We start from the raw sequence: 15,848 nt of genomic DNA on the forward strand, positions 1-15,848 counted from the left end.
ACGTCTCGGGCGGTCAGCTCTGGGGCTTGAGCCGCTTGAAGATCTCCGCGGCGTCGAGGGATGACCACACTGCGGGAAAGGCGTACAGGTCCTGGTCCGAGGGCCAGCCACTGAACTTCGCGGTGCTCCACACGCTCGTCGTCCCACCGGTCAGGATCGGGACGTACGGCATGTCCCGCACGACCGCCTGCTGGATGGTGTCGAAGTACGGCTGCCGGGCCGCCTTGTCGTCGAGTGGGAGCGCGGCCAGCTTGTCGAGCGCCGCGTCGATCTCCGGGTTGTTGTAGCGGGAGAAGTTGTTTCCGGCGGGCTTACCCACCTTGGCTCCGGTGTTGGAGTCGAAGAAGTAGGTGTAGAGGTAGAACGGGTCCGGCGCGGGGCCCTGCCCGAGCGAGTCGATGGCCAGCTGGAAGTTGCCGGATCCCTTCTTCTCCGTCCACTCGTTCCAGGAGGACTGGGCGGCTTGCAGGTCGATCCCGGCGGCCTTGGCCTGCGAGGCCATCGTGTCGATCGCGGTGATGTAGTCCGTCCAGCCAGTGACCACCTCGACCGTCAGAGACAGCCGCTTGCCGCCCTTGGCGTAGATGCCGTCGGCGCCCTTGACCCAGCCGGCCTGTTCCAGGCTCTGTGCGGTCTTCTGCGGTTCGGCGGCCATGGGCGCCACCCTCTCCGTGAGGGCGGCGGAGGCGAACTGGTCCTGGCTGGGGGTGAGCGTAAAGGTGGGGGAGATCGCGCTGGCGGTGTCCTGGAACGCCAGTTTGTTGAGCTGCGTGCGGTTGAGGGCGGAGTAGAGGGCGTGCCGGACGGCGGGGTCGGTCTGTGGGCCCTTGCAGCCCATCTGCACGCTGGAGCAGGTGGCGAGCACCATCTGGTTCTGCCACTGGGTGTACGCGTCGTACTTCGGGAAGTTCTTCTTGGTGTTCTTGATATCGGGGATCGGTCCGGTGAACCAGTCCACAGTGCCGGCCGCGATGCCGTCGGCGCCGGCCTGGTTGCCGGACAGCGCGACGAAGCGGATCTTCTTGACCTTCGGTTCTCCGCCCCAGTACTTGGGGTTCGAGGCGTAGGTGAAGGCCTGCGGCTTGAACTCGCTGATCAGGTAGGCGCCGGTGCCGACGGGCTTCTCGACGACGTCCTCGGTGGGGCTGATGGTCTTCCACAGGTGCTCGGGAACGATCGGCACGGTGCCGAGCACGTCGGGGCCCTTGACGAAGGCCGGCGCCTTGAACGTGAAGGTGACGTGGGTGTCGTCCACCGCGGTGGCGGTGCCGTCGAAGCCGATGTTGTTGATGGCCGCGTTGTTCTTCAACAGGCCAAAGGTGAACGCGACGTCCTTCGCGGTGAAGGGCTGACCGTCGCTCCACGTCACCCCGTCGCGCAGGGTAACCGAGAGGACGGTGCCGTCCTCGTTCCAGGACTGCTCAGTGCCGAGCAGCGGCACGAGGTCGGACACCTTGGCCTTGTTGACGAAGAACAACGTCTCGTAGGTCGCGCCGAGACCCCCGATTCGGGACGGCGAGAACGGGTTGAAGTTGATCTGGTAGTCGCCCGATTGACCCGTGTAGGCCACGAGCGTGGCCTCCGAGCTGGTGGACGAGGTCGCGCCGGAGCAGCTGGTCAGCACGAGACCGAGCGCGGCTGCGCCCGCGAGCGCCGCAGCGCGGCGCGGTATGCCGGTGAAGAGAGACATCGTGGTCCTTTCACGAGCGGGGGCGATGCTCGCCCGCCATGGCCCAGGAAGGGCATGGCATGTATTCTTAAGCGACTTAATTTACTCAGTCAATGCGTGGGGCGACTTGATCTCGCTATGTTTCAGATCCGTTACCACGCATGGTGGGCCTCAGCTACGTGGCCCCACCCCTGCCCCAAAGCCGGACGGCCACCTCGCCGAAGGGTCGTTTCATACGTCAGATGGGCCATGAGCAGCTGATGTACCTGGCTCAGCGCCGTCGTCCACCCACGTTGGACGCTGGTGCCTGGCATGCCTTCGGCGCCCAGATCGACCGCCCGGCCATCATCAACATCGCCGGAGGCCGGCGCGGTCGTCGCGCCCTCCTCAGTTATTTAGTTGATTGACTAAACATATGAGCTGGAGCGATCATTCGAAGCTCCAGCTCCGTGACAGGTCTAGGAGGACTCGCGGCATGCTCCGCAACGACGATGGCCGCGTCACCACGGCTGGGCGGATGCTCGATCTCCTGCGCACACGCGGCACGCTCAGCCGGGTAGAGCTCGCCGAACTCTCCGGCCTCACGCAGGCCAGGATCACGCACGTGGTCCGCCGCCTGATCGACGGTGGCCTCGTGCACGAGGTGGGCCGTGAGCAGCAGGGCCGGGGCCAGCCCCGGCGTCTGCTGGAGCTCGACGCCGACGCCTGGTACGCCGTCGGAGTTCAGGTCGACCGCACCACGACGACCATCGTCGTGATCGACTTTGCCGGCCGGCGGGTCGCGACCGCCGGCCTCCGCGGCACCGGGACCAGCGGGCCGGGTGCGGCCCTCTCCACACTGGCCGACCACGTCGACGACCTGTTGCACAGCACCGGCGTACCGCGAGAGCGGATCATCGGCGTCGGCCTGGTCACCCACGGACCTCAGGACCGCGAGCGCGGCATGCTCCTCATGGCCCACCCCACGCCCGACTGGCTCCAGTACCCCCTGACATCAACGTTGTCGCACCGGCTCGGCCTGCCCGTCCTGTTGGAGAACGACGCGACTGCGGCGGCCACGGGCGAGCAGTGGTCCGGCACGGTGCCGACCGACACGTTCGGGCTCATCTACATGGGTGCCGGGCTGGGCGGCGGCATCGTGGCGGACGGCAACGCCTACCGCGGTCGCGCCTCGAACGCCGTCGAAATCGGGCACGTGGGGCTCATGGGCGCCAGCGCTCCCTGCGTCTGCGGCAACCGCGGCTGCGCCGAGGCCGAGGCGGGCCCCCGCACCGTCGTCGCGCAGGTGCTCGCTCATCCCGACCTCGCCGAGCGCCTCGGCATCAAGGCCCACGAGGAGGACACCCTCGCCGACTTCGAGCGCGTCGTGCGCGCGTGGCAGACAGGCGACCCGGACGCCACAACGATCCTCCAGCAATCCGCGCGCTGGATCGGCCGCACAGCGGTGACCATGGTGAATCTCTTTGACCTCGACACCGTTGTGCTGGCAGGGCCCGCCCTCATCAGCGCCGGCCCGCTCTACCAGCAGTTCGTCGAGGCGGAGCTGACCCGCCACGCGCTCAGCCGGGCGCTCAGCAAGCCTTCTGTCCTGCTGTCCGCCAACGTGGACACCGCCGCCGCCATCGGTGGCGCCCTGCACGTCCTGCGAAGCGTCACCGTGGAGCACATGGCCAGGACGCCCGCCTGACGCGGTCCGTCCATCCCGTCCAGTCCCGCTCGTCGACGAGAACCAGGAGAGAGATGTCCTCCCCCAACACCCCCGCACCGCACGTCGCCTGGACAGTACTGCGCCGCGACGGCGTCGCCATCGTCCTCGCCCATCCCGCCAGCGGACTACCCGCCGTCGTGCACTGGGGCGCCGACCTCGGCCCGCTGGAGACCGGCGACCTCGAGGCCCTGGACCGCGCCACCAGCCGTCAGACCGCACCCGGCACGCTGGACGCCGCCTGGCGCCTACCAATCGTGCCCGAGGAGGCCAACGGCTGGTCCGGCCGCCCAGGTCTGCTCGCCACCCGCGGCGGTCGTCCCGTCTACCCGCGCTGGACGTCGCAGGTCGAGCACGAGGACGGCGCGTCCGTGCACGTCATCGCGACCGACGCCAACGCCGGCCTGACCCTGCGAATTTACGTGGAAATCGGCGCAGGCGGACTGGTGCTCCTGCACCACGAGCTGACCAACGATGGTGTCGGGAATGTGGAGGTGGAATGGCTGGAGGTGACGCTCCCGGTGCCGAAGACCGCCGACCACCTCACCGCCTTCTCCGGGCGTTGGACCCGGGAGAAGGCACCGCTCACCGCAGCCATGCCCCGGGGAACGACCACGCGTGAGTCACGCCGCGGCCGTGGCGGGCACGACGCCCCTTGGACGACGCTTGCCTCGATCGGAACGCCACGGAACCGCAGCGGTGACGTGTGGGCGGTCCATCTCGGTTGGAGCGCCGACGTTCGTCATCGAACCGACCGGATCACCGAGCACGTCACGCTTCTCGGCGCCGGCGAACTGTTGCGCCGTGGGGAGGTTCGTCTGGCGCCCGGCGAGTCGTACCGCACTCCCCCGGCGTACTTCGCGTGGTCAGCCACGGGTCTCGACGGTGTCGCGGACCGCTTCCACACCTGGGCCCGCGCGCGAACCCAGCACCCCCGCACGCCCCGACCGCTCGTGCTCAACACGTGGGAGGCGGTCTACTTCCAGCACGACCCCGCGCGCCTGGAGCAGCTCGCGCGCCGGGCCGCGAACGTGGGCGTGGAGCGCTTCGTGCTCGACGATGGTTGGTTCCTCGGCCGCCGCGACGACACCTCAGGTCTGGGCGACTGGCAGGTCGACCCGACGGTGTGGCCGCAGGGACTAGAACCCTTGGCGGACCTCGTCCACGCACTCGGCATGCAGTTCGGGCTGTGGTTCGAGCCCGAGATGGTCAACCTCGACTCGGAGTTGGCCCGCGCGCACCCCGACTGGCTGCTCGCCAACCCGGAGTCGATTCCGTCGCCCACAGGTCTGTCCTTCCGCACCCAGTACGTGCTCGACCTGGCCCACCCCGACGCCTGGGAGCAGGTGCGGGCGAACATGTCCGCGCTGATCGGCCGGCTCGGCATCGACTTCATCAAGTGGGACCACAATCGAGACCTGATCGAGGCGGTGCACGACGGGACACCCGGCACGCACGCGCAGACACTCGCCGCCTACCGGCTGATCGAGCGCCTCAAGGCCAACCACCCGGGCCTCGAAATCGAGTCGTGCTCCTCCGGCGGTGCCCGCTCGGACCTCGGCATTCTTGAGTACACCGACCGGGTGTGGGCGTCCGACTCCAACGACCCCGTCGAGCGGCAGGACATCCAACGCTGGACGGAACTCCTGCTGCCGCCCGAGCTCATCGGCGCTCACGTCGGCCCGTCGCCCGCGCACTCGTCTGGCCGCGCCACCACGCTGTCCTACCGCATGGCCACCGCCCTGCAGGGCTCGGCAGGCTTTGAGTGGGACATCCTGGCCTGCGCCGAGGAGGAGGTCGAGGCGATCGTCGCGTTTGCCGGCCTCTACAAGGAGCTGCGGGAGCTGCTGCACACCGGCACCGTGGTGCACCCGGACGTACTCGACCCGGCGCTGAAGGTGCGCGGCGTGGTTGCCCCCGACCGCAGCGAGGCCGTGTTCACCGTGTGCACTGTCAGCTCGATCGAGGAGGCGTTGGCCGAGCGGCTCCGGCTGGACGGCCTGGACCCGCAGCGCCGGTACTCAGTGCGCCTCCGGGACGAGATCGGCGCGGCGCAGTGGGGATGGACCATCCCGGCATGGATGGGCAAGACACCTCTCGTCGTCCCGGGCCGGGTGCTCACCGAGGTCGGCCTGCAACTGCCCACCCTCTGGCCGGTCCAAGCGCTCGTCCTACACCTCACCGCAGTGTGACGACCGTAGCGGCGATGCGGTCTGTTGTGGCTCTGCCGCATCACCGTGCCGGTCAATTCGTACACCCGAGATTCGGTGGACCTTGGAGGACGACATGATGGACGATCCAGTGACGCTCGCGAACAAGGTGGCCTGGGAGACGGCGTCACAGAAGCATGTACGCGAGTACGACGACCTGTTGGCCGAAGCGGCGGCCGGAAGTTCACTCCTCGACACCGAGCGCGCCCTGCTGCGTCAGGTCCTGGTTCGCTCGCCCGAGGTGATCCACCTTCAGAGCGGCAACGGCCTGGACGACCCGGCACTCGTCTACGCCGGGGCCAGATCCGTAATCGGCGTCGACTACAGCGAGGTAGCCGTCGAAGCAGCGCAGCGACGGGCCGACGAACTCGGCGTGGCGTGCCGGTACATCGCCGCCACACTGCCGCCCGCACCCTTGCCGGACGCCAGCGCCGACCTGGTCTACACCGGGAAGGGCGCCCTGATCTGGATGCCCGACCTGGACGCGTGGGCTCACGAGGTCGTCCGGCTGCTGCGGCCCACCGGGCACCTCTTCATCTACGAGGCGCACCCGGCGGTACCGCTGTGGACCTGGGACGCCGACTACCCCCGGATCCGCGTCGACCGCAGCTACTTCGCCGCCAGCCACGTCAACGACACCTTCCCCGGCAACGGCGCCGTCGAGTGGCAATGGAACCTGGGACAGATCATCACCTCGGTAGTGGCTGCCGGCATGGAGATCCTGCACGTCGGTGAGTACGCCGAGCCGTTCTGGCGGATGGGTGGTGTGACAGCAGCCGCGTGGGACGGCCGACTGCCGAACTCCTTCTCCCTCCTCGCTCGCCGCCGGTGAACGTCACCGCCTCGACGAGCTTGGCTGGTCCCTACAGGTCCCACAGGTCCCTCCATGAGCGGCACTCCCGCCGGGCCCCCGCAACCACCGAAGCAGCGGGTACGCCAGCGGCGCGGTCCAGGCCGAGGGCGCCGGTGTCCACAGCGTCAGCTCACTGTGGTCGTCGAGCCCGTTCAAGCCGTCCGGGGCCAGACCCTGGTCGCCGCACGCCATCGCGTCGAAGACAGACACCATCGCCTTGACCGCAGCGCCTCGAGCGACGGCCGGTGCCGGATCGGTGGTACGACCGAGACCATGGTCGCCCGGGGACGTTGGGGCGATGCTGGCGTTGATGCGGCGGATGACGGCATCTCATGGGCTGCTCGCGTTCGTCGAGTCCAGCCGGGAGCACTACCAGCTGATGGCCTCGATGCTGTTCCTGCTGTCTGGGCGTGACGGGCAAGCCCGGCCCGGCTCGGCTGACTTTCGGGCCGCAGAGAACCGCATCTGCCTGACCTGGGCCGAGTGGCACGACCAGTTGCGCCGGGCCAGCTTTACTCCGGTGGCAACCGTACCGGACGCGGAGTCGGATCCGGCCGCGTTCCTTGAGCAGCACCTCTACCTGGCTACACCGGCAGGGCTGGATGACCCGGTTGACCAGCGTCAGCGCGAGATGAGCGACCAATGGGAGAGCAGTCGATGCGCCAGGACGACGTGGAGTGTGAGCCCTCGGCATCGCCGGTCGCGCAGGCGTCCGAGGAGTCGCGCCCGCTGCGGCGTAACAGGGACTTCAGGCTGCTGTGGACTGCGCAGGTGCTTTCCGCGACAGGGTCCGGAATGAGCACGATCGTGTACCCGTTGCTCGCCCTGGCGGCGACCCGCTCGCTGACGATGGCGGGTGTGGTGGGTTTCGCGGGCATGGCCGCCGCCGCCCTGATGCGGCTGCCGGCGGGCGTCCTGGCCACAGGCGTGCATCGCGCCCGGCGTCCGGCTCGCATAGTCCAGCCCGGTGGCCTCGGTCTGCGGCAACGCGTCCAGGTCCGCCCGCAGCAGCACCGGCGGACCCGGTCGGCCACCGCGCAGCACCGCCGTCACCGACGTCAGCCCTTCACCCCGGGACACTTCCAGCCCCAGACCTGCGAGCGACTCGACGACGGCGGCCTGCGTGCGCGGGAGATGCAGACCCGTCTCGGGGTACGCGTGCAGGTCGCGTCGCAGACGTACCAGGTCCGGTTGGAGTCGCTGGGTGGTGGCGCGGATGGCGCTGACGTGATCAGGGTGGGACACGGCGAATCAATCTCCAGTTCTGCGTCGGGGACGGCGGCGGGACGGCCTGGTTCTCACTGCCCGTTGGCGCGTCATCCGACGACCCCCACGACCACCGTCCCGGCCTCGCCGATGCCGAGCGACAACGCCCTCAAGGCGGATATGCAGCGTATTGCACATGGGCGCCGAGGCCGTGCGGCTTCCCGCGACCCGGCTCACGCCAGCGCTGGACCTGTCGAAACGTCGGTCAACCGGACGTCGGGTACGACCCGCCGGCAGACTCCGGCGTCACTGCCGCGCGGCGTGGACCGTCCTCGTCGGACAACAGCCGGGCGATTTCGGCCGGATGCTCCAGGTGCGAGAGGTGACCACCCGGCAGGACGGTGATGTCGACTGTCGGTAGAGCAGCCCGCAGCCAGCCGACATAGGCGACCGGCGGCTGCGCCGCAGTGATCCACCGGTAGCTGATGCCCCGCGCGCCGATCGCCCGGAGATCCGCCTCGCGGTCGGCGGCGATCTGCTCGTCCGCACCGCGCAGGACCTCGTCCCAATAGCCCAGCAGAAGGTCCGGCCGCGGTTCGGTAAAGGTCTCGGCGATGTTCCGCGCCTCGCCCTGGAGCGCCTCAATGCCCATCCCGGCCGTCATCCGCTCCCAGACCGCCCGCCAGCCCGGGCCGCGCAACTCCGGCTCCGCCGCCCGCACGGCGGTGCCGAAGGGACCCGGCAGCAGGTACTGGTCCAGGTTCACGACGCCACGGGTGGGGAAGCGCGCGGCGTAGACCGTGGCGATCACCGCGCCCAGGGAGTGCCCCACCACGGTCGGCGCCTCGGAGAGGGCCGCCGCCTCGATCTGGCCATGGATGACCTCGGCGACCCCGTCCAGGTCGTACGACGCCCGCGGCGGCGCGTCCCCGTGCCCGGGCAGGTCCAGGGCGAGGACCTCCCGACCCGGCTGCAGAGTGGTGAGTTCCCGACGCAGGGGCTGCCAGTGCCGGCGGTCGAAGGTGAGGCCGTGGAGGAGTACCAGTGGAGAGGACATACCCGGACGGCGTAACCACGTACCGAACGAGTTGTTCGTGGCCTGGATCACTCCGCCCGCCCTGCCTGTCGCCGGCTGCTCCCGGCGACCCAGGAACAGCCGACCCGGTGCGAGCGTCGTCAGCGAGGACGACTACATCGCCTTCCTCGACCAGGACGTGCCGGCCCGCTACGGGTCGTGGCAGTCGATCTACACACCGCACCCGGCCGGCATCGCCCTCGCGCTGGACGCGGCCAGCAGGGAGGCCAGATGGCCGACATCTGGGCCTGCCTGGGAGGTCTGTGACCGAGCGGTGCCAGCGTCGGGTGCTCCGGCGTCGCAACTGACGGGATAAAAGCCCTGAGGTCACTTTTGAGTGCCTTCAGGATGTTCGTGATGACGTCAGTTGGTGCCGCGTGAAGGCCTTGGGGCGCTACCGCCGGGTTCTGCGGGCTCGCCAAGTGCCGCGCTTGGTGTCGGCCATGGTTGTCGGTCGACTGCCGAACGGCATGCGGCCTTTGGCCATCGTGCTTCTCGTTCATCAGCAGCAGGGTTCCTATGCGATAGCCACACCATCGTGCGGGACGGGCCGCGCCGAGACAGCGCCGGCACTATGACCACGACGGCCTACCTGTCCGGTGACCTTGACGTCAGCGCTCACGAAGACCTCGCCGCAATGATCGACCAGATCCTCGACGACGGTGTGACCACCAGAATCGTGATTGACCTCGACGGCACCGAGTACCTGGACAGCGTCTCACTGAACGTGCTGATCAAGGGACAACTCAGCGCCCGCGGGCGCTGAGTCTCCTATCGGGTCCTCAACGCCCGAGGCATCGCGTACCGCGTGCTGCAGGTCACCGGTGTGCTGCAACTCTTGGAACACCCACCTCCCCACGCCCGCCCGTAGCACGGTCAATGTCACGCAGATCAGGCCATCTGCGTCGGTGTCAAGGTGGCGGGAAGTGCTCTGGACTCGTCGTAGGTGTCGAGGTAACGGGCGAATCCGGCGGGGGCGCGGCTGTGGTGGCGGGCGCTGGTGTCCACCGGGCAGCTGGCGTCGGCGACGACCCGTAGGCCGGCCTGCCGGCCGCGGAACACGAGGTCGTGGTCCTCACCGTGGGCGAGGGGAGCGAATCCGTCGAGATCGGCGTAGGCGCTGGCGGTGCAGCCGAGATTAGCTCCGTGGACATGGGTGTGGTCGGAGCCGTGGAGCCCGCTGCGGTAGCGCTTCTCGTACCGGTCGCGGACCCATCGTCCACGGGGCGTCCAATCGGTGACGGTGACAGTGCCGGCGAGGATGTCGGTGCCGCGACGTGCGTGGTGCCGGTGCCAGTCGATCCAGTCTCGAGGGACGCGACTGTCGGCGTCGGTGGTGGCGAGCCACAGGCCCCGTGCGCCGCCACGCAGCGCGTGGGCGAACCCGGCAGCTCGTGCGGCACCGACGTTACGGGCCGCCACCTCCACGACGGTAGCGCCGGCCTGCTCGGCGATGGCGGCGGTGTCGTCTCGGCACTGATCCGCCACCACGATCAACTCTGTCCGTACCGGCTGGTCGTGCAGAGCCGCCTGCAGCGCGCTGAGGCAGTCGGGCAGCAGGGCCTGCTCGTCGTGCGCGGGTACGACCACCACGACACGGTTCAGCACAAGCCCTCGGCCTGGGCGACGGACCTGGCCTGCGGAGGTACGCGGAGAAACACGTCGAGGAGAAAGTCATCCTCTTCGTGCCGTCCGAGGCGGTGCAGGCCGGGTTCGGCGTTCAGCCTGCGGTGGACGTCGTCGCCGGTGCGCGCGTGTTCGGCGACGGTGGGACGCCAGTGCACCGCCACGAGGGTGCCACCGGGCTCGAGCGCCTGCACCGCCCGGCTCGTCAACAGGCCGAGGTCGACATCGTCGAAGTAGTAGCAGAGTTCCGACAACACGACGAGGTCGAAGTGGGCGTCAGGCCAATCGCTCGGCATCCGACGTTGCTGGACCTGCACATGCCGGTGGTCGGCGAGCCGCTCGGCGGTGGTGCGCACGGCCTCGGCGGCGATGTCGACGGCCAGAAGTCGGTCACATCGCTGGGCCAGTCGGAGGGTGAGCATGCCGGTGGAACAACCGGGTTCGAAGCCGGAGCGGTATCGCCGCTGCGGAAGAGAGGCCACGGTCAGGTCGTGCTTGCGCTGCTCGTACCAGCGCGTCTGGAAGCTCCAGGGGTCGTCGTTGGCCGCGTACATCTCGGCGAAGTATTCCGGCGGGGTGCTGCGGGAGGAAGCTGTCATCAGATGAACACCGTTTCGTACGGGCGGGCGAAGCGTGCCAGGACGTTCGGTGGCAGGATCGCGGCATCGGCCGGCTCCGGGCCCAGGGGCAGGATCTGGCTGGGGAACTCGTTGATCGCGCGGGCTTTGGCGGCGCGGGCACCCTCGGTCAGGTCGACCCGTCGGGCACGGTGCCAGGGCACCTCGGGGGCGTCGGGCACAGCCCAGTGCCAGGCCCAGATGGGAAATTCGAGTAAGACCGCTCCGGTGTGCTGACACGCCAGAGCGGCGGCCCGGCCGACCGCCTCGTGGTCGGGATGTCCGTCGCCGCGCCAGGTCGTCAGGCACCACTGGCCCGGCCGCAGTCGCCGGCACAGCACCTCGGTCAGCGACGTCTCGTCCACGGCCCCGTCCGGCTGGCCGAGATGGTGCACGTCCGACCGGGGTACACCGAGAAGCTGGCAGGCGGCAGCTGTCTCGGCACGGCGGATCGCGGCCAGTTCGGCCCTGCCGTAGACCCGCGAACCGGGATGCGAAGCCTCACCATCGGTGACGACGATCACCTGCGCACCGTCGACCATACTGAGCAGACCTCCGACCCCGAGAACCTCGTCGTCCGGGTGGGGGGCGACAACCAGCGGCGCCGTCGCACCGGTGAAGGTCAGCGACAGACGCTCCCAGGTGGCCGGGGCTGACCACGCCGCCCACCGTCGTTCGTCGGTGCCGTCGGCGACGATCGGTTTCACCACTGAGGGTCCTCCTGTCCGGCCGCGAGCGCACCGAGCTGCGCGAGGTCGGCCTCGGCGTGGCTCTGACGTAGATACACGGTGAGATCGGCGACGCGGCGAGCGTGCTGGTCGTCGCGGCACAGCGGGCCCGCCCCGAGGGCACGGCCAACCCGGTCGAGCACCGTCGTAGCGGCCGTCTCCACAACGGCCCGAACCTCGCGCGCGAGCCGGCCCGCGTCGCCGGTGGGGTCGGCGTCGATTCGAGTGGCGGCGGCCTGCAGCGTGGCACGGGCCGCGGCGAGGTTCGCGGCGACGGCCCCCAGATGCGCCATGGCGTGCGCGTCGAGTGTGCGTGCCCGTGCGGCCCGGTGCAGGGTGTCGGCAACACCGACGGCTGCCCCGTACCAGCAGGCGGCCACTCCCACGGCGCCGTGCCAGAAGCCAGGTCTGTCGGTGTACGCCCCGGGGCCGCCGACCGGACTCGCCGTGACGTCGGCGAAGCGGACCGTTCTGCTGTCGCTGGCGGCCATGCCGACTGCCGGCCACGTCCCGTCCAGTGCGTCCACGCCCGCCTGATCCAGGTCGACGGCGAACAGCTGGATTCCGTCCGGTGTGCCGGCGGTGACCAGCGCCCGATTGCAGGCCGCCGCTCCCGAGCACCAGGGGCGATCACCGGTTAGAGTCCAGTCGGCACCCTTGGCGGAAGCGGTCACCGACGTCGGCGCCGCCGCCCAGACTCCCCACGCGTCGCGCCGCCCACCCGCGGCGGCCGTGCCGTTGAGCTCGGCGAGAATCGCCAGTGCGTCCGCGTGCCCCTCGCCCAGCCGAGCCAGGACAACGTCCTGGCGGCCCAGCTCGGCCAGGCGTAGAAAACGTTCAGCGGTCCGGCCGCTGCCGGGCAGCGGAAGATCGAATCGCCCGGCATCGACACCGTTCCGGAAGGCCGCCTTCACCGCTCGGGCGTGCTCACCGGTGGGCATCAGCTGCTCGCCCGCTCGACTCATACCCAACTCCTGAATCCCGGCAGTGATCAGACCGCGGGCGGTGAAAGATCGAAGCCCGGTGCACCGCGCACAAGGTGCCCCACGCTCACCCGCTCAAACATCGCGGACATCAGGCCGAGACGGCAGCGACGCAGAACTCGTTACCCTCCGAATCGGCCATCACCACCGGGCAGTCGACGAGCAGGTGGTCATCGATGGGCGAGACGCCGGTGGTGAGGTACGCGCCGAGGTGCCCTCCGCCCACGGAGCGCCACCGCCACCGTCGTTACCAGCGTGCAGCGCGAGGAGCGACTTGGTAGCGGCTGCTGGCCAAGCTCGATCAGGAACTGAACCTCGCAACGGCCCCCCGTTGCCGACTGCGGGACTGTCGCGACCGCTTAATAGCAAGGACGGTAGCCGCATACCGCGGCTCGGCGGCGCATTCCGCCGTCAGCGGGCCAGGAAGCTGATCAAGGCCGAGTTGAACTGGTCTGCGTGCGTGACGTTGATGCCGTGCGGGCGGCCGCTCACGACGACGAGCTCGCTGCCGGGCAGGGCGCCTACGTGGCCAACCCAACCAGCATCACAACGGCGACACCGGCGGAAATCCACGAGGTGCGTAACGCGACAGCCGGTCGAACAGACAGCCGATACGTGGCGAGCGCGTACATGGCAAAAGCACTGGCCACGAGCGCGACGAGTCACGCAGCGAGTAGAAGGGCTTCGTTCAGCGGTAACGCCACGGCGAACCTCCCGACGGTTCTCCCCCGCACCCCAGTCAACGCCTCACACTCGGCGGCCAGGCGGGCCGAGCAGTGAACGCTGGATGGCGAACCAATGCCTCACCGGACCAGACGGTGAACCTCCCCGGGAAGGGGCAGCCCCGAGCACGTGTGCGCACATGACTCGAGACGTGGGGATCACCGCGGCCAGGAGAGGGCCGCCTGTGCCATTCACCGGGCCGCAGGTTTCGCTCGAATGAGCAAGTGTCGATTGAATCGGTGACCATCGTCCCCCATCGCCGCCGGGACCAGATCGAACACAGCCGGAGCCGTACGGACACGGCGGGACGGAGGGGACCCGCGTCGGACGAGCAGCCACCGAGCAGTCGAACATCCACAAGGGACACATAAAGTAAGAGCCCGACCTGCGTTGCCGCAGGTCAGGCTCTCTTGATCTTGTGCACCCGGAGGGACTCGAACCCTTAACCTGGTCCGCCCTGCATGGCGAATAGCGGGCTGTCAGGCGAAACGGTCAGCCTTGGCGCCACTTCTGGTTGGCAGTGCCGGCGCAGTCCCAGATGATCAGACGCGCGCCGTCGTTGCCGTTCCAGCCGTCGATGTCGACGCACCTGTTGGCCTGCGGATTTACCAGGTCGCCGGCCGCCGACAGGACGAACTGCTGAGCACCGGTGCCGTTACAGGACCAGAGCTGAACGACCGCCCCGTTGGCGGTGGACCCGCCGGAGACGTCCATGCACTTGTTGTTCTGCGACCGCAGGGCCCCGCCACTGAACGTCCAGGCCTGGGCGGCAGTGCCATTGCATACCCAGGTCTGCAGCGGTACTCCTTCGGCGAAGTTGGACGACGGCACGTCTATGCACTTGTTGTTCCAGTTACTGATCAAGCGGGTGTTCCCGCCACCGCCGGTGGTGATCAGGCTGAGTCCATAGGTGCTGAGGATCTCGTTGACCGGCTGGAACCACATCGTGGCACCGGAACTGCAGTTACCGGATCCGCCCGAGGTCACACCCTGCGCCTGGTTCCCCGAGATCCACGAGCCGCCGGAGTCCCCGGGCTCGGCACAGGCGTTGCTGCGACTCAGGCCGGAGACGGCGCCCTGGGCATAGTTGATCGTCTCGTTGCGGCCCAGAATCGTGCCGCAGCGCCAACCGGTCGTACGGCCGGACCGGCACACCGAGCTGCCGATCGCGGCGTCCTGCGAACCCGCCACTGTCACGTTGCCGCCGGAGTAGTTGTTGACCCACGGCTGAGGCGTCCAGGAACTGTTGGTACGGATCCACGAGTAGTCGTTGCCGGGGAACGACGAGCCGGCGAAGCTGCCCTGTGCGACGTTGTTGTAGCCGAGGGTGGGGCTACCGACGCCGCCACAGTGTCCGGCGCTGACGAAGCCGCCAACGACCGCGAAGCCGACCGAGCAGAGCGTGTTGCCATTGATGACGTACTGGTCGCCACCGCGGACGTCGTACAGGGGCCGGGGTGCTTCCGGGGTCTCGACGACGGCGATGGCGTCGACGGCGACGCCGCTCGCCCGGGCGAACGCTCTGGCGGCCGGCTCGCCGCCGGGCTGCACCCGCACGACGACGCGGTTGGCCTGGACGTCGATGTACCAGCCGTGGACGCTCCTACCGGCCTTGGCACCGTGCCGGTCGAACGCCGCCAGCATCGCGTCGAGCTGCCTCTCGCTGCGGGAGACGACGCTGGCGTCCGCGCCCTGCGCGCGTACCACGGTCATGGCGGAGGTGTCGGTGACCGCGACGGTCAGACGATCGCCGCCCTCCGGGACCCAGGCGCCGGCGAACGACGAGCCGAGCCGCTCACGCAACCGCCGCTCGACAGCCGGCGCGACGGCCTCAACCCGTACCCGCTTGACGATCTGGGCGTCGGTGAGGTGCAGATCCCGCCGCATGGCGGCGACCATCGCGGGATCCATGTCCAGGGTGGGCGACGCGGTCGGCGCGGCCGGAGCCGGCCTCGCATCGGCGGAGCCGACGCTCGGCGTGAGGCTGAGCGTGGCGAGCACCACGGCGGCGATGCCGAGCATCCTCGGTAGAGATCGCATGGCAATTCCTTCCAGCTCTCGGTCGCGAGAGGCCCGCGGACCGACGGTGGCGGAGGAGACATGGAACGGGACGGAGAGCGCTCTCTCGCGAATGAGTGTGAGCACAACATCTACGCATGTCAATCAAATGTCGCCGCGGCAGCGGTCACGGGTTCCCGACCAGACGCGCGACTATGAACACAGACCGCCGTTCTACCCCGCCGGTTGGCAACACACCGATCAGTACCAGGGCTTCTGATCGGTGATTCATCACTGCCCGTAGTGCCGAGGCGCGCCGCGAACCTGTGCCAGATGCAAGCCGTCATCGACGTGGCGGAGTCGGCGGTGCCGTCAGTCGCAGGCCCGAACCCCTCGGGCGCAGGCTTTCCACCGCACGCACCGCCTCCGACCTATTGCTGGTTCCGCCGGGCGTG

Annotated in this window: 15 protein-coding genes; 6 read left to right on the forward strand and 9 right to left on the reverse strand. The window is 69.0% G+C overall.

All coding sequences use genetic code 11. From position 1 onward, the window contains the following. Positions 1-13: 13 nt before the first annotated feature. The gene (locus ACFYPG_RS06300; RefSeq protein ID WP_355008345.1) at positions 14-1,690 is read right to left on the reverse strand and encodes an ABC transporter substrate-binding protein; all 1,677 of its coding nucleotides are present in this window, start codon (positions 1,688-1,690) and stop codon (positions 14-16) included. 221 nt (positions 1,691-1,911) lie between these two features. On the opposite strand from ACFYPG_RS06300, the gene ACFYPG_RS06305 reads away from it, so the two are divergent. From ACFYPG_RS06305 to ACFYPG_RS06320, 4 genes are all read left to right on the forward strand, one after another. After that, positions 1,912-2,076, forward strand: a complete 165-nt coding sequence (locus ACFYPG_RS06305) for a hypothetical protein (protein ID WP_387350663.1) — start codon at positions 1,912-1,914, stop codon at positions 2,074-2,076. Positions 2,077-2,084: 8 nt separating this feature from the next. Next, a complete protein-coding gene (locus ACFYPG_RS06310) occupies positions 2,085-3,356 on the forward strand; it encodes an ROK family transcriptional regulator (RefSeq protein WP_355008347.1) in 1,272 nt (423 codons plus the stop codon). Between the two features lie 53 nt (positions 3,357-3,409). After that, positions 3,410-5,566 (forward strand): alpha-galactosidase, encoded by a 2,157-nt coding sequence (locus ACFYPG_RS06315; RefSeq protein WP_387350665.1) that lies wholly within the window; start codon positions 3,410-3,412, stop codon positions 5,564-5,566. Positions 5,567-5,663: 97 nt separating this feature from the next. Then, a complete protein-coding gene (locus ACFYPG_RS06320) occupies positions 5,664-6,416 on the forward strand; it encodes a class I SAM-dependent methyltransferase (protein ID WP_387350667.1) in 753 nt (250 codons plus the stop codon). 642 nt (positions 6,417-7,058) lie between these two features. Here the strand turns inward: ACFYPG_RS06320 and ACFYPG_RS06325 are convergent. Continuing rightward, complete coding sequence (locus tag ACFYPG_RS06325; RefSeq protein WP_355008350.1) at positions 7,059-7,682, reverse strand: hypothetical protein; 624 nt, start codon at positions 7,680-7,682, stop codon at positions 7,059-7,061. A 226-nt stretch (positions 7,683-7,908) separates the two neighbouring features. Continuing rightward, positions 7,909-8,700: an alpha/beta hydrolase gene (locus ACFYPG_RS06330; protein WP_355008351.1), complete on the reverse strand. Its 792-nt coding sequence runs from the start codon at positions 8,698-8,700 to the stop codon at positions 7,909-7,911. A 37-nt stretch (positions 8,701-8,737) separates the two neighbouring features. On the opposite strand from ACFYPG_RS06330, the gene ACFYPG_RS06335 reads away from it, so the two are divergent. Together ACFYPG_RS06335 and ACFYPG_RS06340 are read left to right on the forward strand one after the other, a co-directional pair. Beyond that, a complete protein-coding gene (locus ACFYPG_RS06335) occupies positions 8,738-9,034 on the forward strand; it encodes a hypothetical protein (protein ID WP_387350669.1) in 297 nt (98 codons plus the stop codon). 258 nt (positions 9,035-9,292) lie between these two features. Beyond that, positions 9,293-9,484 carry an STAS domain-containing protein gene (locus ACFYPG_RS06340; protein WP_387350671.1) on the forward strand — a complete coding sequence of 64 codons (192 nt, stop codon included), beginning with the start codon at positions 9,293-9,295 and terminating at the stop codon, positions 9,482-9,484. Between the two features lie 125 nt (positions 9,485-9,609). Here the strand turns inward: ACFYPG_RS06340 and ACFYPG_RS06345 are convergent, their stop codons facing one another. From ACFYPG_RS06345 to ACFYPG_RS06370, 6 genes are all read right to left on the reverse strand, one after another. After that, entirely contained in the window at positions 9,610-10,326 is a 717-nt protein-coding gene (locus ACFYPG_RS06345) for a glycosyltransferase (protein ID WP_355008354.1), read from the reverse strand. Then, positions 10,320-10,943 carry an SAM-dependent methyltransferase gene (locus ACFYPG_RS06350; protein ID WP_355008355.1) on the reverse strand — a complete coding sequence of 208 codons (624 nt, stop codon included), beginning with the start codon at positions 10,941-10,943 and terminating at the stop codon, positions 10,320-10,322. Before ACFYPG_RS06350 ends, ACFYPG_RS06345 begins: the two co-directional genes overlap by 7 nt. After that, the gene (locus tag ACFYPG_RS06355; protein ID WP_387350672.1) at positions 10,943-11,671 is read right to left on the reverse strand and encodes a PIG-L deacetylase family protein; all 729 of its coding nucleotides are present in this window, start codon (positions 11,669-11,671) and stop codon (positions 10,943-10,945) included. Before ACFYPG_RS06355 ends, ACFYPG_RS06350 begins: the two co-directional genes overlap by 1 nt. Further along, entirely contained in the window at positions 11,665-12,654 is a 990-nt protein-coding gene (locus ACFYPG_RS06360; RefSeq protein WP_387350674.1) for an acyl-CoA dehydrogenase family protein, read from the reverse strand. The genes ACFYPG_RS06355 and ACFYPG_RS06360 overlap by 7 nt, the downstream gene beginning before the upstream one ends. A 109-nt stretch (positions 12,655-12,763) precedes the next feature. After that, entirely contained in the window at positions 12,764-12,898 is a 135-nt protein-coding gene (locus ACFYPG_RS06365) for a hypothetical protein (RefSeq protein WP_355008358.1), read from the reverse strand. 989 nt (positions 12,899-13,887) lie between these two features. After that, positions 13,888-15,435 (reverse strand): ricin-type beta-trefoil lectin domain protein, encoded by a 1,548-nt coding sequence (locus tag ACFYPG_RS06370; protein WP_387350676.1) that lies wholly within the window; start codon positions 15,433-15,435, stop codon positions 13,888-13,890. Between the last annotated feature and the right edge of the window lie 413 nt (positions 15,436-15,848).

It is taken from the genome of Micromonospora sp. NPDC005553, assembly GCF_042871765.1.
In the GTDB taxonomy this organism is placed as follows: Bacteria; Actinomycetota; Actinomycetes; order Mycobacteriales; family Micromonosporaceae; genus Micromonospora.